This window comes from Caulobacter sp. Root1455, from assembly GCF_001426905.1.
Lineage (GTDB): Bacteria > Pseudomonadota > Alphaproteobacteria > Caulobacterales > Caulobacteraceae > Caulobacter.
In genome coordinates, this window is the sequence record NZ_LMFQ01000021.1 from 253,756 (window position 1) to 278,040 (window position 24,285).

Sequence of the window (24,285 nt, forward strand, 5' to 3'; positions counted from 1 at the left end):
CACGCCAAACCGCAAGATCGGTCGAGCGCGATCCGGCGGCGAGCGACTAACTGGCGCCACCACGGAAAAGGATGACGATGAAGGCGGCGCTTCGAAACTACCAGGCTCGGATGCGGCGGGTGCTGGACTATGTCGACCAGCATCTCGACGGTGATCTGGACCTTGAAACGGTGAGCCGCGTCGCGGCCTTCTCCAAATTCCATTTCCACCGGCAGTTCATGGCGACCTTCGGGTTGTCGGTGCATCGCTACGTCCAGCTCGCCCGCCTGAAACGCGCCTCGCACCAGCTTGCCTCGAAGGACGCTCACAGCGTCACGGAGATCGCGATGGAAGCTGGTTATGACGCGCCGGACGCCTTCGCCCGCGCCTTTCGGCGCAGGTTCGGACAATCGCCTTCGTCGTTCCGGAAATCGCCCGACTGGGCGCCGTGGCTTGCGGCCTTCGGGCCTTTGGACAATGCCAGGAGCAAGCTCATGCACATCACCTACACCCCCGACGACGTCTCTATCCGCCAAGTCCCCCCGACGCCGGTGGCGATCCTGGAGCATCGCGGCGACCGGGCGACGCTCGGCGCCACGATCGAGCGGTTCATCGCCTGGCGCAAAGCCGCGGGCCTGTCGCCCGAGACGAGCTCGACCTTCAACATCTTCCGGTCCGAAAGGATTCCCGAAAACCCCGCCGACTACAGCATGGACCTCTGCATCGGCACCGATCGGCCGATCGCGCCCGACGACGAGATCATGAAGGCCGGCGAGATCCCCGGCGGACGCTGCGCGGTGCTGCGCGTCGTCCACGACACCCACAACCTCGAGCCGGCAGCGCTCTACCTTTACCGGGATTGGCTTCCCGCCAGCGGTGAGGAAGCCCGGGACTTCCCGGTCTATTGCCAGCGGCACTTCTCGTTCCCGCCGAACGCGTCGGTGCACGAGGTGGTCGTCGAACTGTTCCTGCCGCTCAAATAACGACAGGCGCACGAAAAGGACGGTTCGGCGGCGAGCCGAACCGTCCAGGCGGCCAAGGCGTTGGCCGCCACGATCTGCCACCCGGTCGGTACGGCCGCCATGGTAACCGCCGACGATCCTCAGACATAAGGGGCCCACATGAAGGCGATCGTTCCGAAGACGCCGGCCGCCGTGAAGCCGGAAGCGACCGCGATCAAGGCCGCCGTCAGGGCCTTGCGGACGCCGTCGGCGCTCCTCTCGGCCGCGCCGTATAGCTCCAGGAAGGCCAGCGGGATCAGGTAGCTGCCGAAGGTCATGACGATGTCGGCCGGTCCCGACATGTCCTTCGTCATGCCCACCGGCCCCCGATTGACGACGATCCAGCCCATCAGACCCACCCGCAGGAACCAGACCCCGCTGACCACCATGAAGGTGCGCAGGGCCCAGCGCCGGTGCTGTTCGAACCGCCGCTTGATCGCGTGCCGCCAGGCCAGGCCGGCGAAGATCAGGATGAGAAGGCTGTTGATCAGGATCGCGACGGCCGAGATCACCGAAAGATAGGTTCCCCTGACGACCGCCAGCCAGACACCGCTCAGCGCCATGAAAATGGCGACGACGAGAAAGGTCCGACCGGTCCAGCGATGCAGCCTGGGCCATTTGCGGCGCAGCCCGGGGATCATCTGCATCAGACCGCCCAGCGTCACGACCGACGCCAGCAGGACGTGGGCCGCGAAGACGATGTTGCCCGCGTCGTCGCCTTTTATGTAGCCGTCGATCAGGGGCTTGTCGTTCCAGCCGGCGAAGTTTCCGGTCGCGGTGCGCACCCCATAGAAGGCGAGGATGAAGCCGATGAAGGCGGCCTGGCCGATGGCGGCGACGGCGAACCAAAGGACGCCCGCCCAACGCAGGGCGGTCGCCCCGGCGCTTCGCGGGAACGGTGGCGAGGATGGGATCGACATGGCGCCTCCTGACGCGACCTCCAGGCTGAGGCCGATGGCAGGGATGGCGGCGACGCGGGCGCGGGGTCTCGCCGATTTGGAATTCGGCTAGAGATATTTTGTCGAGGACGCGCGCGCCGGTGGACAAGGCCGGGCGCCGAGGGGCAATTTCGAGGGGGAGGAACGTATGCCATCGGCGGCGACATCCGGCACTTCGATCGCGGCCATGGGGAAAGGCCTCCGGCCGCGCGGGCGGCTGCAGGTTCATGCGGCGATCGCGACGGCGTCGTTCGTCTGCTACATCCTCGGGCGGCTCGTTGATGGCGGCGCCTCGACGGCCTTCTCGGTCATCGGCGTCGGAGCCTGCGGCTGGGCCTGGCTGGCGACCCGGGCCCTGTTCGATCCGGCCGAGCGCGATGCGCGATGGGCTCGCGTCGTCGGTCTGGTCGTGGCGCTGAGCGGGGCCCTTTCGGTCCTTGCCCCGGCGGGGGGCCTGATCTGGCGTGTCGCCGACAACACCTATGCCCTGAGCGGCTCGACCGCGCTGCTGCTGACCTTCGTCGAACCCTTCCATCGCTATACGCGCGATCTGCCGGACGCCGAGAAGCGGTTCCGGTTCGCCTTCGTCGCGATCTACGCCGTCTTGGTGGCGGTCTCGGTCATGGGGCTGCGCGCCGTCGGCGAAGGACCCGACGAGGCCATGCGGGACGACCTGGCCAAGAGCGCCTGCGCCGTCATGGGGCTCGCGGCCCTCTTGGCCGCGGTGCGGTTTCGACGGGGCCATCCGCTGGCGACGCGGACCACCACGGCGCCGCGCCGCGCGCCGACCGAGGACGACGCGCGGCTGGCCGAACGCCTTCGACGGTTGTTGATCGACGAGGCCCTCGACAGTCGGCCCGAGCTCAAGATCGGCGATGTCGCCGCGCGGCTGGGCGAGCCCGAGCACCGGATCTCCCAGTGCATCGGCACGGCGCTCGGCTTCCCGAACTTCAACCGCTGGATCAACCACCACCGGATCGCGCGGGCCAAGCGGATGCTCGCCCACCCGGACGAGCGGCGGTCGATCCTGGAGATCGCCTTCGCCTGCGGCTTCGCCTCCCTCGGTCCGTTCAACCGCGCCTTCCGGGACGAGGTCGGAACCACCCCTCGGGCCTATCGCTCAGCGGCACGGACGAGCGTGGAAGGCTAGGCCGGACCGAGACTTTAGGCGCACCTGGATCCTTCTCCCCTTGCGGGAAAAGGTGGCCTGCGAAGCAGGTCGGATGAGGGGTCGAAAGCCCTCTCCGGAAAGATCTGAGAGCCCCCTCACCCGACCCCACGTCGTGGGGCCACCCTCTCCCGCAAGGGGAGAGGGATTGAAGTGCGATCAGCCCGCGAGCGCGGCCTTGATGGCGTCCAGGCCGTCCTGGGCCTTGGAGGCGTCCGGGGCGCCGCCCTGGGCGAAGTCGGCCTTGCCGCCCGCGCCTTGGCCGCCCATGGCCAGGACCGCGGCCTTGGCCAGGTCGGCGGCGCTGAACTTGCCGACCAGGTCGGCGGTCACGGCCACGGTGACGGCGGCCTTGCCGTCGGTGGTCCCGACCAGGGCCACGACGCCCGAGGCCAGCTGCTTCTTGAATTCCTCGGCCACGCCGCGCAGCTCCTTGCCGCCGACGCCGTCCAGGACGCGGGCGATCAGGGCCACGCCGTCGACGTCTTCAGGACCCGCCGCGCCGCCGCCCGAGCCGCCGCCCAGGGCCAGCTGCTTCTTGGCCTCGGCCAGTTGCTTTTCCAGGGCCTTGCGTTCGGCGACCAGGGCGTCGACGCGGGCCAGGACCTCGGCGACCGGGGTCTTGAACTGGTCGGCCAGGGCCTTGGCGACGCCGGCCTGATCCAGCAGGAAGCGGCGGGCCGCCTCGCCGGTCAGGGCCTCGATGCGGCGAACGCCGGCCGCCACGCCTTGTTCCGAGACGATCTTGAACAGGGCGATGTCGCCGGTGCGGGCCACGTGGGTGCCGCCGCACAGCTCGACGGAATAGGCTTTACCGGTCTCTGTCAGCGACTCGCCCAGGGTCAGCACCCGGACGCTGTCGCCGTACTTCTCGCCGAACAGCGCCACGGCGCCGGCCTCGATGGCCTCCTGGGGGGCCATCTCCTTGGTCTCGGCCGGGACGTTCTGGCGGATCACGGCGTTCACTTCGGCCTCGATGCGCTCGATCTCGTCGGCGGTCAGCGGGCCTCCGTGGCTGAAGTCGAAGCGCATGCGGTCGCCGTCGACCATCTGGCCCTTCTGGGCGACGTGCGGGCCCAGCACATGGTGCAGGGCGGCGTGCACCAGGTGGGCGGCCGAGTGGTTGGCGCGGGTGGTGGTGCGCTTGTCGGCGTTGACCGAGGCCACGACCTGGTCGCCGACCTTCAGCGGGCCGGCCAATTCGACGCGGTGCACATAGAGGTCCCCGGCCTGCTTCTGGGTGTCGCTCACGCGGCTTTCGACGCCATTGGCCTCGATCACGCCGGTGTCGCCAGCCTGGCCGCCGCTCTCGGCGTAGAAGCTGGTGCGGTCCAGCAGGACGTCGACGCTCGCGCCCTTGTCGGCCGACTGGACTTGAGCGCCGTCCAGAACGATGGCCTTCACGGTTCCGGTGGTCTCGGTGTTGTCATAGCCGACGAAATTGGTCGGGCCGTTGGCCTCGCGGATCGGGAACCAGGCGGCGGCCGCGCCCTGCTGGCCCGAGCCGGCCCAGTTGGCGCGCGCCATGGTGCGCTGGCGGTCCATGGCCACGTCGAAGCCGTCGGTGTCGACCGTGATGCCCTTGGCGCGCACGGCGTCCTGGGTCAGGTCCAGCGGGAAGCCGTAGGTGTCGTACAGCTTGAACGCGGTCTCGCCGTCCAGCACGCCGCCGGCCGTCAGGTTGGCGGTGGCTTCATCGAGCAGGCCCATGCCGCGGCCCAGGGTGACGCGGAAGCGCTCTTCCTCCTGGCGCAGGGTCTCGACGATCGAGGCCTCGGCGCGGCGCAGCTCGGGATAGGCCTGGCCCATCTCGGCCACCAGGGTCGGGGCCAGGCGGTGCATCAGGGGCTCGTTGGCGCCCAACAGATAGGCGTGGCGCATGGCCCGACGCATGATCCGGCGCAGGACGTAGCCGCGGCCTTCGTTCGACGGGGTGACGCCGTCGGCCAGCAGGAACGAGGACGAGCGCAGGTGGTCGGCGATCACCCGGTGCGACGGCGCCTGGGCGCCCTCGGCCTTGACGCCGGTGAGCTCGACGCTGGCGGCGATCAGCGCCTTGAACAGGTCGATGTCGTAGTTGTCGTGCACGCCCTGCAGGACGGCGGCGACGCGCTCCAGGCCCATGCCGGTGTCGATCGACGGCTTGGGCAGCGAGACGCGCTCGCCGCCGGCCATCTGCTCGAACTGCATGAAGACCAGGTTCCAGATCTCGATGAACCGGTCGCCGTCCTCGTCGGGGCTGCCGGGAGGGCCGCCGGGGATGTGGGGGCCGTGGTCGAAGAAGATCTCCGAGCACGGACCGCAGGGACCGGTGTCGCCCATCGACCAGAAATTGTCGTTGGTCGGGATGCGGATGATGCGGTCGTCGCCGAGGCCGGCGATCTTCTTCCAGAGATCGGCCGCCTCGTCGTCGGTGTGGTAGACGGTGACCAGCAGCTTGTCCTTGGGCAGGGCGAAGTCGCGGGTCAGCAGGGTCCAGGCGTGGTGGATCGCCTGTTCCTTGAAATAGTCGCCGAACGAGAAGTTGCCCAGCATCTCGAAGAACGTGTGGTGGCGGGCCGTGTAGCCGACATTGTCCAGGTCGTTGTGCTTGCCGCCGGCCCGGACGCACTTCTGCGACGAGGTCGCGCGCGGATGCGGCGGGGTCTCGGCGCCCGTGAACACGTTCTTGAACGGCACCATGCCGGCGTTGACGAACAGCAGGGTCGGATCGTTCTGCGGCACCAGCGGCGCCGAAGGGACGATGGCGTGATCGGCCGCGCCGAAATAGTTCAGGAAGGTGCTGCGGATCTCGTTCAGGCTGGGCATAGGCGTCTCGGGCGTTCGTACTGAATCCGGTGGACCCGGAAGTTGGCGCTGCATAGCGCGGTTTCAAGCGATGTGGAAATCGCGTTGGCGGTCGGGAGGCGCGGAAGCTTGTCGCATGTCTCTTCAAGGACCTTCCCCGTGGGGGCGGTGTCGGCGGCGCCGGCGGAGGGGAATGATAGGCGGGCGGCCCTGGCCCGGATCGACCCGTCCCAAATCTCCCCCCACCGATCGCTACGCGATCGCCTCCCCCACAGGGGGAGGGTCCTTTGACAGCGGCCGGCGGCGTGCCCCCGGAACCTTTGGGCGACCTCCCCCGAGGATGCGGATTGGCGGTCAGCTCAGCAGCCCCCCCCGTCGCCCCGGACCTTGTCCGGCGCGCCACCTCCCCCTGAGGGGGAGGAGGGGAGGACCAACGAAATCGGACGCCTGGCATGGGGTCCAGGCGTCCGGGGATCGCGGCCGACCGGGCGGTGTGCGCGGCGGGCTATAAGGCGGGGGTCGCCCGCTGCGGGCGGCGGCCGCGAAACCTTCGACCGGTCCAGGCGCCCGAAGGCGGCCTGGACCGGGGAAGTCCTATTCTTCGCCGTCGTCTTCGGGACCGCCGACCAGCAGTTCTTCCTCGATCTTCCGGGAAGACTGGCGCACGGCGATCTCGATCTCGGCGGCCAGGTCCTTGTTGGCCTTGAGGAACTCGCGGACGTTATCGCGGCCCTGGCCGATGCGTTGGCTGTTGTACGAGAACCAGGAGCCGGCCTTGTCGATGATCCCGGCCTTGACGCCCAGGTCGATGATCTCGCCCAGCTTGGAGATGCCCTCGCCGTACATGATGTCGAACTCGACCTCGCGGAACGGCGGGGCCACCTTGTTCTTGACCACCTTGACCCGGACGTTGTTGCCGACGATCTCGTCGCGGTTCTTGATCGAACCGGTGCGGCGGATGTCGAGGCGGACCGAGGCGTAGAACTTCAGGGCGTTGCCGCCGGTGGTGGTTTCCGGGCTGCCGTACATCACCCCGATCTTGTGACGGATCTGGTTGATGAAGATGACGATGGTGTTGGCCTTGTTGATCGAGGCGGTCAGCTTGCGCAGGGCCTGGCTCATCAGACGCGCTTGCAGGCCCGGCAGGCTGTCGCCCATCTCGCCTTCGATTTCGGCCTTGGGGGTCAGGGCCGCGACGGAGTCGATGACCACGATGTCGACGGCGCCCGAGCGCACCAGGGTGTCGGTGATCTCCAGGGCCTGTTCGCCGTTGTCGGGCTGCGAGACCAGAAGGTTGTCCAGATTGACGCCCAGCTTGAAGGCGTAGCCCGGATCCAGGGCGTGCTCGGCGTCGACGAACGCGGCGGTGCCGCCGGCCTTCTGGCATTCGGCCACCACGTGCAGGGCCAGGGTCGTCTTGCCCGAGCTTTCCGGACCGTAGATCTCGATCACCCGCCCCTTGGGCAGGCCGCCGATGCCGAGCGCGATGTCCAGGCCGAGCGAGCCGGTGGAGATCGACTCGATCTCGACCTTGCCCTTTTCGCCCAGCTTCATCACCGAGCCCTTGCCGAACGCGCGGTCGATCTGGGCCAGCGCGGCTTCCAGAGCCCGTTGCTTGTCGCCGTCTTCTTTGCCCACGAGTTTCAAAGCCGCCTGATTGCTCATTGGAGAGGTCCGCCCTTATTTCATGATTCCAACAGCCGGATCGGAGGTTCGCGACCGCCGCGCCCACCCGCCTGTGGAATGATTAATGCGTACATGGTTTGTTCTATGTTCGCAACATGTTCTTACTCTAGAGACCGGATACGTCAGAACCGGTTGCATGAAACGCGGCCCATGCGACAATTTCTCCACCCTGAAGGCGACGAGGAGCGCTGGAGCTCAACCCGGCCTTAACGACGCTCCGTCATCCTGCCCCCTCTCCGGGGGACCTTCCGTCTTGTCGATCGATCCACGCCGCCTTCTGGGCCTGGCCTTCGCCAGCGCCGACCTTCTTCTGGAAGTCGAGAACGGCCGGGTGACGCTGGCGCTGGGCGCCGCGCAGCGGATCATGGGGCAGGACGAGCGAACCCTGACGGGCCGCGCCTGGCGCGACCTGTTCACCACCACCGACCGCCCTCTGATCGACGCCGCGACCAGCGTGATGGACGACGGCCAGAGGCGCGGACCGGTCACCGTCCGCATGGCGGGCGGCGCGCCGCGCCACGTGAGCCTGACCATGCGCGCCCTGCCCGACAACGGCGGCCGGATCTCGGTCTCGGTCACGCCCGCCCCCGCCCCTTCCGGCCAGGTGGACGCCGAAGGCCTGCGCAGCCGGGCGGGCTTCGAGGACATCGCCCGGGGCCTTTTCGAGGCCGCGCGCGTCACCGGCCTGGAGCTGGAGCTGGCCATGGTCGAGTTCCAGGGCCTGGACTCGGTGCGCCAGCAGTTGTCCAAGCCCGAGGCCCACGCCCTGGACCTCAAGCTGGCCGGAGCCGTGCGGGCCGAGTCTCACGGCGGCGGCATGGCCACCCGCCTGTCGCCCGACCGCTTCGCCCTGGTCCGCGCCAAGGTCGACCACCCCGACGACATGGCCCAGCGCCTGACCCGCTCCACCGCCGTGCTGGCCAACGCCCACGTGGCGCCGATCGACGGCGGCGTCGTCCCGACACGCAGCCTCAAGGCCTTGCGCTACGCCCTCGACGATTTCCTGCGCGAAGGCCTGGGGGACACCGCGCCCCTCAACCTGTCCGAGGCGATGAACCGGTCGGTCAAGCGCACCCTGTCGCGGGCCGGCGCCCTGGGCGCGGCGGTCAGCCAACGGCGCTTCACGCTCGCCTACCAGCCGGTGGTCGACCTGAAGAGCGGCCTGGCCCACCACCACGAGGCCCTGGTGCGCTTCGAGGACGGCGGCAGCCCGTTCCAGCTGATCCGCATGGCCGAGGAGTTCGATCTGATCGAGGAGCTGGACCACGCCATCGCCGAGATGGCGGTCAAGCGGCTGGCCGCCGATCGGACCGGCGCGATCAAGCTGGCGATCAATGTCTCGGGCCGCACCATCGTCAACGAGGGTTTCGTCGACCATATCGACCGCCTGCTGGCCAGGACCGACGTCGCCAAGGGGCGGCTGATCTTCGAGATCACCGAGACCAGCGCCATCGACGACCTGCCGCGCGCCAACCAGCACATCCAGGCCCTGCGGGCCCTGGGCTCGCTGGTCTGCCTGGACGACTTCGGGGCCGGGGCCTCGTCGTTCGCCTATCTGCAGGAACTGAACCTGGACATCGTCAAGATCGACGGCCGCTACGTGCGCGAACTGGCGGGAAGCGGCCGCGACGGGGCCATGGTCCGCCGGCTGGTCGAGCTGTGCCGCGACCTGAAGATCCGCACCGTCGCCGAGATGGTCGAGACCGCCGAGGTCGAGGACGTGGTCCGCAGGTCCGGCGTCGACTTCGCCCAGGGCTGGCTTTTCGGCAAGCCGACCGACCAGCCGCAGCCGGCGCTGAAGATCGGCTCCGTGACGCCGGCGCCTCGCCGGGTCGGGGTCTCGGAGGGGTGGGCGTAGATTAGAGTCCTTCCCTCCCCCTTGTGGGGAGGGTGGCGGCGAAGCCGACGGGTGGGGCTTGATGACTCAGCGGACCCCATCCACCAGCTTCGCTGGTCCCCCCTCCCCACAAGGGGGAGGGAAGATATCCGGTCCTACTTCCCCGCCTTGGTCTGGGCGATGTAGTTGTCCACCACCCGATCCAGCACCGTCAGCGGGGTCATGCCCGCCAGCAGGCCGGCGTCGTGGAACTTGCGGATGTCGAACTTCTTGCCCAGCGCCTTCTTGGCCCGCTCGCGGGCGCGCAGCCAGGTGATCTTGCCGACCATGTAGCTGCAGGCCTGGCCCGGCCAGACGACGTAGCGCTCGATCTCGGTGATCGTGCCGCTTTCCTCGTCGCCCATCGTCTCGGCCATGTACTTCACGGCCTGCTCGCGGCTCCATTTCTTGTAGTGCATGCCGCTGTCGACCACGAGGCGGACGGCGCGGAACAGGGCGTCGTGCAGCATGCCGATGTGGCCGAACGGGTCGTCCTTGTAGATGCCCATCTCGACGGCCAGCTGTTCGGTGTAGAGCGCCCAGCCCTCGGAATAGCCCGAATTGCCGATCGTCTTGCGCAGCAGCGGCAAGCCTTGCGCCTCGTTGGACAGCGACAGCTGCAGGTGGTGGCCCGGGACGCCCTCGTGGACGGTCAGGGTGGTGAGCAGGAACTTCGGCTGCTCGGCCGTGTTGCGCAGGTTGATCCAGTAGATGCCCGGGCGCTTTCCATCCAGCGAGGGCGAATTGTAGTAGCCGCCCGGCGCGCCGACCTCGATGGCCTTGGGCACGCGACGGATCTCCAGCGGGGCCTTGGGCAACTGGCCGAAATAGGCCGGAAGCTGCTTTTCGATCCACTTGGCCTTGGTGTTGAGGTCGGCGATCAGCTGTTCCTTGGCCGCGTCGGTGTCGGCGTAGACCTGGCTGGGATCGGTGGCCAGGGCGCGCATCTTCTCGCCCGCCGTGCCCTTGGTGATCCCGCGGCTCTTGAACAGGGCGTCGATCTCGGCCGAGATCGACTTCACCAGGTCCAGGCCCAGCTGGTGGATCTCATCCGGCGTCATGGTCGAGGTCGTGTAGTTCTTCAGCGACACGGCGTAGTAGTCGCCGCCGTCCTTCAGGCGCCAGACGCCGGCGTCGTGGGTGGCCTTCGGACGGACGCCCTCCAGCAGCGCGATCTGGCGCTTCAGGGCGGGCAGCACCGAGTTCTCGTAGATCCTGCCCGCCTCGCCGGCCCAGTCGCCGGGGATGTTCTTCTCCTTGGTCCGGCGGACCACCGACAGCACCAGCGGCGCCTGGGCCGTCGGGGTGTCGGCGAAGGACTTCATCTGGACCAGGGCCTTGTCGATGACGAAGTCCGGCGGGATCACGCCGTCGGCGTAGTCGCGCGCGGCGATCGCCGACTCCTGGTCCATCAGCCGGGCGAAGGCCTCCATGCGCGACAGATAGGCGTCGGCGTCGGCCTTGGTCTCGATCGAATGCTGGGTGTCGAGGAAGTCGGGATAGGACTGGTACGAGCCCGTCAGCTGGCTGAGCACATAGGGCGCGCCCGAACCGCCGCCGGCGTAGCTGAACTTCGTGTTGCCCTCGTCCTGCACCGCCAGGGTGAACTCGACGGTGTCGTAGTTGACCACGTCCATGCCGCTCAGCGCCTTGCGGTCGATGGCGCGCAGGTCGGCGAGCTGCTGCTTGGTCTGGGCGATCCCGGCGTCGATGGCGGCGAACGAGCGGTCGGTCAGCTGGGCCTTGGTCCAGGCCAGCTCGCCGACGTCCAGGCCCAGGCCGGTGGCCGTCTCGGGCGACTGGCGCAGTTGCTTGGCCATGATGGCGTCGAACAGGGCGTTGAGCTTGGCGCTCTCGCCCGAGGCCGGCGCCGTGTCGGCGAGGGCCAGGCCCGGGGTCGCGGCGGCTAGGCCGACGGCGACGGTGGACAGCAGCATCTGACGGCGGTTTTGCAAGGTGGGGTCCCCTTCCCTCGAATGTTTGACGCAAAGGCGTAGAGGCGCTTTCCCGTCGCGGCAACGGCGCCGGTATTAATTTCCCGTCATCTTGCGGCGGAGCGCACGTTTCGTGCGGCCGGCGGCTCAGCCGCCGATCACTCAGCTGAGCGTCACGAACAGCTCGTTCTCGATCACCCACTGGCCGGTGACCTTGCGCCAGGTCGCCAGATAGGTCCCGCGGGTGTCGGCCGCGCCGCGCGTCGCGCCCACCCAGGTCCCGTGCTCGGCGGCCCGGTCGCCGGCGGCGTCCAGTTCGATGCGCTCGGTCGTGCGGACATAGGCGACGAAGGCCGGGTCGGCGAACTGGCTCGCGAAGGCCTCCAGCACGTCGCGCGCCCCCAGGATCAGCGAACCGTCGCCGACGATCACCTTGATGTCCGGCGCGAAGAACGGGGCCAGGCGGCGGGCGTCCTTGCCGGCGATCAGCTTGTTGGTCAGCTTGCGGCGGGCGGCGATGGCGTCTTGCGGAGTCGTCACTAGATCAAGTCCTGGCGGCGGGCGGCCCTGGCGAACACGGCAAGCCCGTATAGGCTGACCGCCCAGACCCGAACAGGACTTCGATGATTCCGCCCATCCTGACCACCGCCCGCCTGACCTTGAGCCCGCCGCGGGCGTCCGACTTCGAGGACAGCGCCGCGATGTGGAGCGACCCGCTGGTCACCCGCCACATCGGCGGCCGCACCTCGACGCCCGAGGAAAGCTGGCAGCGGCTGCTGCGCGCCCGGGGACTGTGGGCGGTGCTGGGCTACGGCTACTGGGCGGCGCGCGAGACCGCCAGCGGCCGCTATGTCGGCGAGATCGGCTTCGCCGACTTCCATCGTGGCATCGAACCTTCGATCGACGGCGTGCCCGAGATGGGCTGGGCCCTGGCCAGTTGGGCTCACGGCCGGGGCTTCGCCAGCGAGGCGATCGTCGCGGCCCTGGCCTGGGCGCGCGACCAATGGGGCGACGCGCCCATCGTCTGCATCATCGACCCCGACAACGCCCCGTCCCTGAAGCTGGCCCACAAGATCGGCTTCCTGGAGGTGGCGCGCACCACCTACCGCGACGCGCCGACGGTGCTGCTGCAGCGAGGGTGATCCGCGCTAGGGCGTGGCCTGAACCGGAGTCCGCCGCCGCGCCCGCCAGGCGCGCCATGTCCCGAAGCCGACGCAGACCATGATCCCGTAGCTCCAGAGCGCCATGCTCAGCCGGAAGGTGTTGATCGTCACCCGCAAGTCGATCGCCGTGGCCACATGCGAGGCCACGATCATCGTCATGAAGGCGGTGGCGACAAGGGTCCACACTTGGCGAGCCCGCAGCGAGGCCCAGACAAAATAGACCAGTGTGGCGGCGTCCGCGCAGAAGACCCCCAGGCCGGTGTTCACGGCGCTGGCGTTGTCGACCGCCAGCGAAACCAGCCAGTTCGCCAGGAACGCCGCACCGAACCTTCGCGCCGTTTGGTCGCCGTACCCGATGGCGAGGCTGGCGGTCCCCACGGCCAAGCCGAGGGAGATCATCGTATGAAGCTGCAAGCGTCCCCCGAGCGGCGCCATGAATCCCGGGAGACCTTGCCTCAGGCGGCGCGCGGCCGACAGAAACCGCAGGTCCGGTCACCCGACCGCACCCGTTTCACGGCAGCTAGGCCGCCTGCAGCTGCTGTTTGACCCGCTCGGCCAGGGTCTTGATGTCGATCGGCTTGGGCAGGAAAGTCACGCCGGTCTCGCCTTCCAGCAGGTCGCTGAACTCGGCCTCGGCGTAGCCGCTGATGAACATCACCGGGGCGTTGCCCAGATAGGCGCGGGCTTTCTTCAGCAGGGTCGGGCCGTCGATGCCGGGCATGATCACGTCGCTGATCAGCAGGTCGATCGTGCCGGCGTGCTCCTCGGCGATGATCAGGGCCTCCTCGCCGTCGCTGGCCTCCAGCACCTCGTAGCCCCGGGCGCGGAGCAGACGGGCGGCGACGCCGCGCACGGCGTCCTCGTCCTCGACGAACAGGATGCGGCCGGCGCCCGACAGGTCGCGCGGCGGGCGCGGCTTGGCGGTTTCGGCGACCGTCAGGGCGGCCGCGGCGGCGGCCTGCTGGGCGGGGGTGGCCTCGAAGACCGGCAGGAAGATGCGGAAGGCCGCGCCCTCGCCCGGACGGCTGTGGACGTGGATCCAGCCGTCGGACTGCTTGACGATGCCGTAGACGGTGGCCAGGCCCAGGCCCGTGCCCTCGCCCACCGGCTTGGTGGTGAAGAACGGGTCGAAGATCTTGCCCATCACCTCGGGCGGGATGCCGGGGCCGTCGTCGCTGACCTCGATGAAGGCCTGGTCGCCCTCGGCGCCGGGGAAGCCCAGGCTCTGGGCCTCGTCCTGCGTGAGGCGGGCGGTGCGGATGCGCACGACGCCGCCGCCCTTGGCCGCCCGCACCGCGTCGCGGGCGTTGACGGCCAGGTTCATGACGGCGGTCTCGAGCTGGCTCTTGTCGGCCCGCACCTGCGGCAGGTCGCGGCCGTAGTCGGTGATCAGCTTGACGTCTTCACGCAGCAGACGGCGCAGCAGGACCTCGAATTCCGAGATCAGCTCGCCCAGCTCCAGCACCTCGCGCTGCACGGTCTGCTTGCGGCTGAAGGCCAGCAGCTTGCGCACCAGGTCGGCGGCGCGCACGCCCGTCTGGCGGATCTCGTTGAGGCCTTCGTAGGACGGGTCGCCCACCGGGTGGCGGTGCAGCAGCTCGTCCAGGCGCAGCTGGATGGCGGTCAGCAGGTTGTTGAAGTCGTGGGCCACGCCGCCGGCCAGCTGGCCGATGGCCTGCATCTTCTGGGCCTGGGCCAGTTGCAGCTCCATCTGCTTCTGCTCGGAGACGTCGATCAGATAGGCCACGAGGCGCCCGTCGGCGCGGTAGAGATAGAGGTGGGCGATGCGGGTCGGGTCGCGGGCCAGGCGCACCTCGAACGGACCGCTCTTGCCCTCGGCCAGGCGGGTGTCGGCCTCGGCGCGCGAAGGCGGGTCGATCAGGGAACCGAAGATCGTGCCGGACGGCACCGCGCCGGTCATGGCGGCCAGGGCCGGATTGGCCTCGAGGATGCGGGAGTTGAACGGGTCCAGGCCGTCCAGCAGGGCCGCGCCGAACGGCGAGGCGCCGGAGAAGGCGTCCAGGGTGCGCGGGGCCGGGACGCTTTGGGCGACGGCGGGGGCCGGCGCGGCGGCGGCGACCGCGACTTCCTTCTCGATCACCACCGGCAGGCGGACCAGCAGGCGGCCGCCGCGCAGGCGGGCGGCCTCGGCGCGGCGCTCCTGGCCGGCGATGATCAACGAGCCTTCGGCGCGCTGGCCGTCGCGGGCCTTGACCAGGGCGGCGAACAGGCCGGCCCCGGCCGCGCCCTTGGGCAGGCGGCGGGCGTCGCCCACGGTCTCGACCCAGGCGGCGTTGGCGGCCAGCAGCCGGCCGTCGGCGGCGGTCAGGGCGGCGGGTTCGGACAGGGCATCGACGAAGGCCTCGACGCCCTCCGGCTCGGGATCATTGACCCCGGTCGAGGCGCGGATGGCCACCAGGCCCAGGATCGCCACGCCGGCGACGCCGCCCAGCAGCAACAGGCCCGCCAGGGTGGCCGGTCCGGCCCGCAGGGCGGGCGCGGCGGCGAAGGCGGCGGCCAGGACCAGGAAGATGGCCGCGCCCCAGATCAGCAGGTCCGGACGGCGCTTGACGGCGCCGGCGGAGTCTGTCGCGCCAAAGTCTTTCATGGGCGTCTCGGTCATGGTCGACCGAAATCCTTCTGCAGCCTTGCGGGCATCCAGCCCATCGATTCGCGGGATAGAATACCCTTAACCCGCTCTCGGAGCGCGATCCGTGATCGATTCCTGATTCCGTGACGAGATTGTGGTGCCGCGACCTAGTCCGCGACGTTGAGGCGCAGCCGATCCAGCAGGCCGCGCAGCAGATCCACCTCATCGCCGGACAGGTCGCCGCGCAGGCGGGCGTCGAACCGCTCGGCCGTCTGGCGCAGCCGCAGGAACCGCGCCCGGCCCTCGGGAGTCAGGGCCACCTGATGAGCCCGGCGGTCGGCCTTGTCGCGGGTGCGGGTGATCAGGCCCTGCGCTTCCAGGCCGTTGAGGTGATGCGTCAGGGTCGGCCCCTGGACGCCGACGGCCTGGGCCAAGTCCGACTGGGGCTGATGGCCGCCCGGCATCAGCGACCGCAGCACCAGCCAGGTCGACAGGGAACCGCCGGCCTGCGTCATCGCCTCGTCGAACGCCCGGGCCACGGCCTTGGAGACCTGGGACAGGACGAAGCCGATCGGCGGGGCGGAAGGCGGGCCCGAAGGTCGATCCTGGGGATTCATGATTCGATAGATAGACGTCGAATGATTCGATGTCTATGAATACCGCCGCCGCCAGAACGGCGGTCCGCGAAAGGATATCGCCATGAACATCGGCCTGATGCTGCTGCTGTCGCTCCACGTGCTGTCCGCCATCTTCTGGGCGGGCTCGACCTTCGTGCTGGCCCGAACGGGCGGAAGCGGGATCGGCGCCCTGCGCCGCCCGCAGTTTGGCGCGGCGGGGGTCGCCATCCTCACCGGCGTTCCCCTGGCCGCGATCCTGCACGGCGGAAACCTCGGCCGGCAGGAGCAGGTGCTGATGGTCGCGGTCATCGCCGCCGTGACCGCCCTGGTCGTCCAGATCCTGGACCGCGCCAACCCCGCCCGCAGCCAGCGCATCGCCGGCGGCCTGCTGGTGGTCACCGTGCTCGGCATGGTCATCGCCCGCTACGTGGCGTGAGCGGCCCTCAGTCCGCCCAGCTGCGCTTCTTGGCCTGCTTGTTGCTCATCACGAAGCCGATGACCTTGGCCACGGCCTCGAAGTGCTCGGCCGGGATCTGCTCGTCGACGTCCATGGCGGCGTAGAGGGCGCGGGCCAGGGGCGGGTCCTCCAGCACGTAGACGCCGTGCTCCTCGGCCACGGCGCGGATCTTCAAGGCCAGGTCGTCGACGCCCTTGGCCACGCAGACCGGCGCGGCGGTCTCGCCCTGCTCGTACTTCAGCGCCACGGCGTAGTGGGTCGGGTTCATGACGACGACGGTCGCCTTGGGCACGGCCGCCATCATCCGCTGGCGCGAGCGCTGCATGCGCAGCTGCTTCTGCTTGCCCTTGATGTGCGGGTCGCCCTCGGACTGCTTCATCTCGTCCTTGACGTCCTGCAGGCTCATCCGCATGCGCTTGTTGAAGCGGATGCGCTGCCAGAACCAGTCGAAGCCGGCGGTGGCGATCAGGAAGATCAGCACCATCCAGAACAGCTTCATGCACAGCTTCAGCGACATCGGGATGATCGCCCCCACGTCCATGCCCACCAGGGTGGTGATCTGGGCCGCGTCCGGCTTGATCACGAACCAGGCGATGACGCCGGTGACGATGAACTTCAGGGCCGACTTGGCGAACTGCACGAAGCCGTCGGGACCGAAGATCCGCTTCAGGCCCTTGATGATGTCCAGCTTCTGCAGGTCGGGCTTGATCTTGTCGGCCGACAGGATGAAGCCCGACTGAGCCACGTTGGCCGCCGCGCCCAGCAGGCCCGACACCACCATCACCAGGATAACCGCCGGCAGGGCGGCCATGACCGCGGTCTTGGCGATGGCCCGGATGCCGCCCTCGACGTCCATCGTGCCGGCGTGGGCCAGGAACGGGGTCAGGGAATTGACCAGGTCGCGGGTCAGCCAGCCGCCGGCGATCACCACGACGCCGAACGCGCCCGAAAGCGAGGCCAGCTGCGAGATGTCGGCGGATTTCGGGACGTCGCCCTTGGCGCGCGCGTCCGACAGCTTCTTGGCTGTCGGCTCTTCTGTCTTTGACGCGTCGTCCTGCTCGTCGGCCATGGCGTCCCCCTAGTTGAACACGGCCAGGAGTTCCCGATAGCGATCGGTCCACACCATGGCGATGCCGCCGAGCGAGAGGCCCAGCAGGGAGAGGCCCAGGATCACGCTGAGCGGCGAGGTGACGAAGAAGATCTGGAACGACGGCATCACCCGGCCGACCAGGCCGGTCGCCAGGTTGAAGACGATCGAGAACACCAGCACCGGCGCCGACAGCTGCAGGCCCAGCTTGAACGAGTCGGCCACGGTGCGCACGGCCAGGGCGGCGGCGTCGCCCACCGGCACGGCGCGGCTGAACGGGAACAGGTCGTACGACTTGACCATCGCCCCGATGAACAGGTGATGCAGGTCGGTGACCATGATCAGGGTCAGGCCCAGCATCGACAGAAAGGTGGCCACCGACGTGCTGCTGGGCGCGCCGGCCGGGTTGGTGGTCTGGGCGAAGGACAGGGTGGTCTGGATCGAGATGATCTCGCCGGCCGTGGCCAGCGAGGTGACGAACAGCTTCAGCACCGCGCCGATCATCAGTCCAACCAGCACCTCGTGCAGCACCGCCCCGCCGACGGCGCCGACGCTGCTGGGCACCGTGACGATCGACTTGGAGACCAGGGGCGCCAGCAGCATGGCCATCAGCACGGCGAACGACAGCCGGATGCGCGGCGGCACGACGCTCTCGCCGATGCCGGGCATCAGCATGACCATCGCGCCGATGCGGGCGAAGACCAGACCGCCGGTGTAGACCTGCAGGACGGTGGCGTAGCTGTCCAAGCCCCCTGCCCCTACATTCCCGCGATCTTGGCGGCGATCTCTTTCATGAAGCCGGACATCAGCGCCCCCATCAGCGGCAGGAACAGCAGCAGCGAGATGAAGATCGCCACGATCTTGGGCGCGTAGACCAGGGTGGCTTCCTGGATCTGGGTCAAGGCCTGGAACAGGCCGATGGCCACGCCGACCACCAGGCCGACGATCAGGATCGGCGCGCAAAGCTGCAGGGTCAGCCAGATCGCGTCGCGGCCGACATCCAGGACTTCGGCTCCGCTCATCGGATGGCCTCTAACAGGTACGCGCGCACGCGGGGAACAGACGGTGACTCGCACCATCGCCCGTCATGGTTAACAGCCAGTTAGGGAGGATTAACAGGGGGCAGTTTCGCGCGTGGCGAAACGTCGCCTCCTTCCCCTCCGGGGGAGGAGCGCCGAAGGCGCGGAGGGGGCAAGTGTTCACCTCTTCCCCCTTTGGGGGAGGAGGGCCGAAGGCCCGGAGAGGGCAAGTGTTCGCCCGCGGTGCGGTTCGCCACCTGCCCCCACCTGGCGACTGCGTCGCCTGTCCGCCTCCATAGGGGGCGGAGGCCTACTTCGGCTTCCGCGCCGCCTGGACCTCGATCTCGACCAGCATGCCCGGCTGGACCAGCGAGGTGATCTGGCTGGTGATCCGCGAAGGCTTGTTGGGCTGTTCGGCGGTGCCGAAGAAGGTCTTGTAGCTCTCCATCATGCCCGCGAAGTCCATCTTGCCGCCCTTGGCCGGGTCGCCGACCAGCAGGACGCGCATCATGACGACGTCGCCCATGGTCGCGCCCTGGGTCTTCAGCGCCTCCTGGATGCGGGTCAGCACGCCCAGGGTCTGGGTCTTGGTGTCGCCGAAGGTGGCGGTCAGGGCCGGGTCGCCCTTGGGGTCGAGCATCGGCGGGGTCATGCCGCTGACATAGATGGTGTCGTAGCCGGCCGGCACGGTGACCACGCTGGCGATCGGCGAGGTCGGCGCGCCGCCCCGGACGATCTCCTGGGCGTTGGCGGCGCCGGCCGCAGCGAGGGCGATGGCGGCGGCGAGGATCAGGCGCTTCATGGTCGTCTCCTTGAGTGGTCGTTGTTGCGAACCGGCGAACTAGTGCGCCTGCAGGCTGGCCGGCTTCTTGGCCGTCTTGAGCTTGGCGCGGGCGGCGGCGAGGTCGGCGGCCGTCACCGGCTTGCCCTTGTTGCCCCAGGAGGTGCGGACATAGGTCAGGATCGCCGACAGGTCGGCGTCGTTGAGGTCGTCCTTGAACGCCGGCATGCCGGCGCGGCCCGCCAGCACGGTCGCCATCATCGGGGCCGGGTCGCCCTGGACGAAGGGATCGCCGGCCAGGGCCGGGAACGCGCCCTTGACGCCCTTGCCCGTCGTCTGATGGCAAGCCGAGCAGTTGTCGTTGAACAGCGCCTGCGGCGTGGCGGCCAAAGCCGTCGACGCGGCGGCGGAAGCGGCCAGCAGGCCGCAGAGGAACGCGAGCGAACGATTCATGGAAACTCCCCGAGGAACCTTGAGCCAGGCATAGCGCGACTTCACGCCTGGAGCACGCGGGCGTGCAGCTTGCCGATCTGCTGCCAGGCCGACTCGATGGCGCCGGCCTGCCAGCCGCCCAGATAGGTCAGGTGCTCGCCGGCCAGGTAGACGCGGCCGTCGGGCTCGCACAGCACCGGATAGGAGGCCTTGCGCCCCTCCTCGCCCCACTCGGCCCAGCCGCCCAGATTGAACTGCGCCAGGTGCCAGCTGAACGAGAAGGCGTTCTCGAAGTTCTCGGCGTACTCGGGAAACACCTTCTGGCCGGCGGCCACGGCGAACGCCGCGCGGTCGGCCGGGCTCTTGGCGCTGATCTTGGCCGCCTCGCCGCCGAACGCGTAGTAGCCCAGCAGCACGCCCTTCTGGCCCTGCCAGCCGGTGGACGGCAGGGTGATCGTGCCGATGCCCGGCATGTCGTTGTAGATGTGGCCGCCGTAGATGTGGTGGTTCTCTTCCCAGAAGCGGGTCTTCATCTGCAGGCCGATCTTGTTGACCGGCGCATAGGCCACGCCCGACATCGCCGCCTTGAACGGCTTGGAGAAGTCGGCGTCGACATTCTTCAGCACGCTGAGCGGGATGGTGCAGACGCAGTAGTCGGCGGTGATGGTGTCCCGCTCGCCGAACTTGTCGGTGTAGGTGACGGTCACGCCCTTGGCGCCCTGCTTGATCTTCTCGACCACGCACGAGTAGCGGATCATCGAGCCGACGCGCTTTTCGAAGCCCTTGGCGATCTGGTCCATGCCGCCGATCGGCTGCAGCATCGTGCGCTGCTGCTCGTAGCCGGACACCGAGCTGAGCACCCGCCAGGCGTTCGAATGCAGCACGTCCGACAGGCTGTAAGGCGTCGAGGGCTTGCCCGGGCCCGGCTCCACCCCCGCGCCGGGATGGACGTCGAAGCCCCGCCCTTCGGTGCCGGTATAGGCCAGATCCGTCGGCGACAGGCGCCCCTCGGCGATCATGTAGGCCACGAACAGGTCGCGGTCCTCGGCCGTCAGCGGCGCGTCGAGCTGGCCCTTGGAGGCGGCCTTGGCGATCATCTCGGCGGCGTAGCCGCGGGCGTCGGCGGCGATCTGGCCCTTGCGGATCGGCCTGCCGGCCAGTGGGCCGCCGCCCTTCTCGAAATAGACATAGGCCGCGTCGTTGTCGTTGACGAAGCTCTCCAGCGGCACCCCGAACAGCTTGGTGTAGTGCAGGGTCGAACGGTGGTGATACGGGATCCGCCACGGGCCGTGGTTGATGTAGAGCCCCTCGTCGAACTCGCAGGTCTGGGCGTTGCCGTTCAGGTCGGTGTGTTGGAAGCCCTTGCGGGCCGTCTGGCAGCGGCCGCCGGCGAACGACCGCGCCTCGATGATCTGCACCTGGTAGCCGGCCTTGGTCAGCTCATAGGCGGCGGTCATGCCGGCCAGGCCCGCGCCCAGCACCACGACCTTGGTCCCCTTGGGATCGCCTTCCAGCTTGGGCGGCGCGGTCTGGGCCGAGGCGAAACCGAAGCCCAGGGCGTCCATGCCGGCCATGGCCAGGGACACCCCGCCGAACGCCGCGAGGCCTTCGAAAAACCGCCGCCGCGTCAGCACCTCGCCCGCCCCGTTCAGGGACGGCGCCGCCATCGATCGATCACTCATACGAACCCCGACTTTCCGCTGTCGACAGTCGCCGGTGAGCCGGCCCGTCAGCCTGCTCATCTCGAAACTTGCGCCCTTCTCGAGCAATGCGAAACCCGTGCGATCGCGAGTAAAACCCCTGTATGCCGCAGGGCTGGGCGCCTGCCGTCTCGCCTGTGCGAACAGCGGGCGAAGTGAAATTTCAGCGCGCCGCCGCAACGCAAGAAAGCCGGGCGCGAGGCCCGGCTTTCCGCTGATGATCGGCGGTGTTCCTAGAAGGCGGCCGAGGCCTTGAGGTACCAGAAGCCCCCCTGCCAATCGACGATCGAGTCCGAACGGTAGATCCGGCCGTTGGTGGCCGACTCGCCGGTCAGGTCGGGCGCCGGGTAGTTGGCGAACAGGTTCCGGGCCCCCAGCGAGACGGTGTAGGTGTCGGTCGCGTGGTAGGACAGCTCCAGATCGACGAACGCCTCGGTGTCGAACTTCTGGATCACCGGATTGCCGACGCTGAACATGTTCTTGTACGGCCCCCAGATGTTCAGGCGGCCGATGGCTTGGAACTTGCCGATCTCGTGGTTGGCCGACAGGACCGCGCGCCAGGCCGGCGCGGCGTGCTTGAAGTCGTAGACGCCTTCGCCGTCGAAGAACTGGTTGGAGAACACCTTGTCGATGACGAACTTGTTCACGTTGCCGCTGGCGGTGAACGCGGTCGACTGGCCGTTTTCCCAGTCGACCTTGTAGGTCGCCACCACGTCGACGCCCCACGTCGTGGAGTCGAACGCGTTCTGGTAGAACTGCACCTGGCCGATGGTGGCCGCGCCGGGCACGTTGGCGGCGACCAGGGCCGCGCGGATGGTCGGCGTCACCGTGATCGGCGTGGTCGCGTAGAACTGGTCGTCGATCTGGATCTCATAGGCGTCGACCGTCAGGCTCAGGCCGCTCATCGGCGTGGCGGTGAAGCCCAGGGCGATGTTCAGCGACTTTTCGGGCTTCAGCTCCTTGGCGCCCATGTACTGGGCCACCGGGTTGGTGGCCGGGAACAGGCCCGAGGCGATGATCGCGCCGTTCTCGACCCGGGTCGAGACGTTGGTCGTGAACAGCTGGCCCGGGGTCGGCGCCCGGAAGCCGGTGCCGATCGAACCCCGGATCCCGAACGCGTCGCTGACCTGGTACTGGGTCGCGATCTTGCCGTTCACCGTGCCGCCGAAGTCGGAGAAGTGCTCGCCGCGCAGGGCCAGGTCGAGGAACCAGGCCTCGGTGATGTTGGCCGAGGTTTCGACGTAGCCGGCGTAGGAGTCGCGGGTCAGCTTGCCCGAATAGTCGGGCGGCGAGCCGGGAGCGCCGTTCGAGCCGACGGCGAGGGCGTTGTAGACCGGATCGATGCCGGCGAAGCCGTCCGTGGCGTCGGACTTGTAGTTGGCGCAGTTCAGGCCGGCCGTGATCGGCAGGGCCGCGCCGGCGGCGGTCGGCGTATGGGTGACGGCGCTGCAGAAGCCGAACGGATCGGGCACGGCCCAGGTCCCCGCCTTGTAGGACGGCACGTCGCCGGCCTCGATCTCGTAGCCTTCCTTGCGGTACTCGGCGCCGAAGTTGACCGTCACCGGGGTGGCGAAGCCGCCCACGGCCCAGTCATAGGCGAAGTCGGCGTTGGCGGCCGATTCCGTCGAGATCAGCGAGCCGACATAGAACGACTGCGGCGAGTCCGGCCCCATCGACGGGTTCACCGTGTCCCACAGGGTGTAGGACAGCTTGTCGTTCCCGTAGCGGCCGCTGATGTCATAGGTCAGGCCGTTGGAGAACTTTCCCTTCAGGCCGCCGGCCAGGCTGTAGTCGGTGATGTCGCCCCCGAACATCGGCGTGAAGCCGGCCGGGAAGATCGAGCTGAACTGGAACAGGCTGCCGTCGGACTTGCGGATCGGCGTGGCGTTGACCGCGTTGCTGACCGGCGGGCGATAGTTGAAGTATTCGGTGGCGCTGCTCTTGGAATAGTTGGCGAAGGCGTAGACCGACACGGCTTCGGAGAATTCGTAGCCGGTGTTCAGGACGCCGCGTGTCGCCTCGGCGTCGGGCTGGCCCCACTTCTGGACATAGTCGTGGATCAGGGCGCCGTAGGCCGGATTGGCCGCGGCGTAGTCGGCGACGCAGAAGCCCGCCGACTGGTTGGGAATGCCCTTGTTGCAGTACTGCTTGCCGCGATTGACCTGGTTCTGGCTGGTGTATTCGAAGGTGCCGTTGACGAAGCCCTTGTCGCCGATCGGCAGGCCCAGGTTGCCGGTGACCAGCACGTCCTCGCCGTCGCCCAGATAGTACTGGCCGTATTGGGCGGTCAGCGAGCCGCCGCTGGGGCTGTCCTTGAGCTGGAAGTCGATGACGCCGGCGATGGCGTCCGAGCCGTATTGGGCGCCGGCGCCATCGCGGGTGACCACGACGTTCTTCAGGGCCGAGGCCGGGATCGTCGCCGCGTCGGGCGCCTGGGCGCCGGTGCCGCCGATGCTGACCAGGGCCGAGCGGTGACGCCGCTTGCCGTTGACCATGAACAGGGTCTTGTCGGTGGGCAGGCCGCGCAGCGAGGCGGGGCGGATGAAGGTCGCGCCGTCCGAGATCGGCTCGCGGGCCAGGGTGTAGGACGGGACCAGGGTCTTGAGGATGTCGTTGGTGTCGGTGAAGGTCGAGGCCTTCAGATCGGCTTCGCTGAACGAGTCGACCGGGACCGCCGAGTCCAGCACCGTGCGGGGCTTGCCGCGCGCCGTCACGATCAGCGTGTCGAGCTCCGCGGCCGCATCGGGCGGTGTAGCGGGCGCCACGGCGGGCGCGTCAGCGGCGTAGGCATTCGAACCACACGCCAAGAACAAGCTGACGGTCGAAATTCCTGCAAGCAAGAGATTCCGCGAGCGATTATTCATATGTACCCCCTCGAGGCGCTTAATGCGCGCGTTTGTTTCTCCTCCGTGACGTTTCCCGGGTACGCGTGTTCTTGTTGTGAGACTCGAATACAGACTCAACTCACGACGATTGCCGCAATTGGAACAGTTCGTCAGACCTGAAATTTCTGCAATAGCCGCGACCGTCACAGGATCGTAACGGGGGGCTTCAGGGCTTCGGCTGCCCC

At 68.5% G+C, this 24,285-nt stretch carries 20 protein-coding genes; 5 read left to right on the plus strand and 15 right to left on the minus strand.

What is annotated here, in order from left to right; genetic code table 11:
- Nucleotides 1–77 precede the first annotated feature (77 nt).
- Nucleotides 78–962, plus strand: coding sequence for an AraC family transcriptional regulator (locus ASD21_RS13345; RefSeq protein WP_056442426.1), 885 nt, complete (start codon nt 78–80; stop codon nt 960–962).
- A 119-nt stretch (nt 963–1,081) separates the two neighbouring features.
- Here ASD21_RS13345 and ASD21_RS13350 read toward each other — a convergent pair whose 3' ends face one another.
- On the minus strand, nt 1,082–1,900 hold the full coding sequence (locus ASD21_RS13350) for a DUF2306 domain-containing protein (RefSeq protein WP_056441817.1): 819 nt from the start codon (nt 1,898–1,900) through the stop codon (nt 1,082–1,084).
- Nucleotides 1,901–2,105: 205 nt separating this feature from the next.
- On the opposite strand from ASD21_RS13350, the gene ASD21_RS13355 reads away from it, so the two are divergent.
- The gene (locus ASD21_RS13355) at nt 2,106–3,068 is read left to right on the plus strand and encodes a helix-turn-helix domain-containing protein (RefSeq protein WP_056441820.1); all 963 of its coding nucleotides are present in this window, start codon (nt 2,106–2,108) and stop codon (nt 3,066–3,068) included.
- Between the two features lie 177 nt (nt 3,069–3,245).
- Here ASD21_RS13355 and alaS read toward each other — a convergent pair whose 3' ends face one another.
- On the minus strand, nt 3,246–5,894 hold the full coding sequence (gene alaS, locus ASD21_RS13360; protein WP_056441823.1) for an alanine--tRNA ligase: 2,649 nt from the start codon (nt 5,892–5,894) through the stop codon (nt 3,246–3,248).
- 573 nt (nt 5,895–6,467) lie between these two features.
- Nucleotides 6,468–7,538 carry a recombinase RecA gene (gene recA, locus ASD21_RS13365; RefSeq protein WP_056441825.1) on the minus strand — a complete coding sequence of 357 codons (1,071 nt, stop codon included), beginning with the start codon at nt 7,536–7,538 and terminating at the stop codon, nt 6,468–6,470.
- A 274-nt stretch (nt 7,539–7,812) separates the two neighbouring features.
- Here recA and ASD21_RS13370 point away from each other — a divergent pair, with 274 nt between their 5' ends.
- A complete protein-coding gene (locus ASD21_RS13370; RefSeq protein WP_056441829.1) occupies nt 7,813–9,417 on the plus strand; it encodes a sensor domain-containing phosphodiesterase in 1,605 nt (534 codons plus the stop codon).
- A 134-nt stretch (nt 9,418–9,551) separates the two neighbouring features.
- On the opposite strand, the gene ASD21_RS13375 is transcribed toward ASD21_RS13370, so the two are convergent.
- The gene (locus tag ASD21_RS13375) at nt 9,552–11,390 is read right to left on the minus strand and encodes a DUF885 domain-containing protein (protein ID WP_056441832.1); all 1,839 of its coding nucleotides are present in this window, start codon (nt 11,388–11,390) and stop codon (nt 9,552–9,554) included.
- Between the two features lie 141 nt (nt 11,391–11,531).
- The gene (locus ASD21_RS13380) at nt 11,532–11,909 is read right to left on the minus strand and encodes a YybH family protein (RefSeq protein ID WP_056441835.1); all 378 of its coding nucleotides are present in this window, start codon (nt 11,907–11,909) and stop codon (nt 11,532–11,534) included.
- Nucleotides 11,910–11,992: 83 nt separating this feature from the next.
- Between ASD21_RS13380 and ASD21_RS13385 the strand changes: the two genes are divergently transcribed.
- Nucleotides 11,993–12,511: a GNAT family N-acetyltransferase gene (locus ASD21_RS13385; protein WP_056441838.1), complete on the plus strand. Its 519-nt coding sequence runs from the start codon at nt 11,993–11,995 to the stop codon at nt 12,509–12,511.
- A 6-nt stretch (nt 12,512–12,517) separates the two neighbouring features.
- On the opposite strand, the gene ASD21_RS13390 is transcribed toward ASD21_RS13385, so the two are convergent.
- The 3 genes from ASD21_RS13390 to ASD21_RS13400 all read right to left on the minus strand — a co-directional run bounded on the left by ASD21_RS13390 (nt 12,518) and on the right by ASD21_RS13400 (nt 15,739).
- Nucleotides 12,518–12,931: a hypothetical protein gene (locus ASD21_RS13390; protein ID WP_235524885.1), complete on the minus strand. Its 414-nt coding sequence runs from the start codon at nt 12,929–12,931 to the stop codon at nt 12,518–12,520.
- 121 nt (nt 12,932–13,052) lie between these two features.
- Nucleotides 13,053–15,140: a cell cycle histidine kinase CckA gene (cckA, locus tag ASD21_RS13395; protein WP_056442431.1), complete on the minus strand. Its 2,088-nt coding sequence runs from the start codon at nt 15,138–15,140 to the stop codon at nt 13,053–13,055.
- A 149-nt stretch (nt 15,141–15,289) separates the two neighbouring features.
- Complete coding sequence (locus tag ASD21_RS13400; protein WP_056441843.1) at nt 15,290–15,739, minus strand: MarR family winged helix-turn-helix transcriptional regulator; 450 nt, start codon at nt 15,737–15,739, stop codon at nt 15,290–15,292.
- An 82-nt stretch (nt 15,740–15,821) separates the two neighbouring features.
- On the opposite strand from ASD21_RS13400, the gene ASD21_RS13405 reads away from it, so the two are divergent.
- The gene (locus ASD21_RS13405) at nt 15,822–16,175 is read left to right on the plus strand and encodes a hypothetical protein (protein WP_056441846.1); all 354 of its coding nucleotides are present in this window, start codon (nt 15,822–15,824) and stop codon (nt 16,173–16,175) included.
- Between the two features lie 7 nt (nt 16,176–16,182).
- On the opposite strand, the gene flhB is transcribed toward ASD21_RS13405, so the two are convergent.
- The 7 genes from flhB to ASD21_RS13440 form a co-directional block, all read right to left on the minus strand.
- Nucleotides 16,183–17,265, minus strand: a complete 1,083-nt coding sequence (gene flhB / locus ASD21_RS13410) for a flagellar biosynthesis protein FlhB (protein ID WP_056441849.1) — start codon at nt 17,263–17,265, stop codon at nt 16,183–16,185.
- A 9-nt stretch (nt 17,266–17,274) separates the two neighbouring features.
- Complete coding sequence (fliR, locus tag ASD21_RS13415; protein ID WP_056441852.1) at nt 17,275–18,030, minus strand: flagellar biosynthetic protein FliR; 756 nt, start codon at nt 18,028–18,030, stop codon at nt 17,275–17,277.
- Nucleotides 18,031–18,041: 11 nt separating this feature from the next.
- On the minus strand, nt 18,042–18,305 hold the full coding sequence (fliQ, locus tag ASD21_RS13420) for a flagellar biosynthesis protein FliQ (RefSeq protein WP_019847901.1): 264 nt from the start codon (nt 18,303–18,305) through the stop codon (nt 18,042–18,044).
- A 307-nt stretch (nt 18,306–18,612) separates the two neighbouring features.
- A complete protein-coding gene (locus tag ASD21_RS13425) occupies nt 18,613–19,104 on the minus strand; it encodes a RidA family protein (protein ID WP_056441855.1) in 492 nt (163 codons plus the stop codon).
- A 39-nt stretch (nt 19,105–19,143) separates the two neighbouring features.
- The gene (locus tag ASD21_RS13430; protein ID WP_056441858.1) at nt 19,144–19,536 is read right to left on the minus strand and encodes a c-type cytochrome; all 393 of its coding nucleotides are present in this window, start codon (nt 19,534–19,536) and stop codon (nt 19,144–19,146) included.
- A 41-nt stretch (nt 19,537–19,577) separates the two neighbouring features.
- Complete coding sequence (locus tag ASD21_RS13435) at nt 19,578–21,182, minus strand: flavin monoamine oxidase family protein (RefSeq protein WP_056441860.1); 1,605 nt, start codon at nt 21,180–21,182, stop codon at nt 19,578–19,580.
- Between the two features lie 266 nt (nt 21,183–21,448).
- Complete coding sequence (locus ASD21_RS13440; protein ID WP_056441863.1) at nt 21,449–24,079, minus strand: TonB-dependent receptor plug domain-containing protein; 2,631 nt, start codon at nt 24,077–24,079, stop codon at nt 21,449–21,451.
- Nucleotides 24,080–24,285 lie beyond the last annotated feature (206 nt).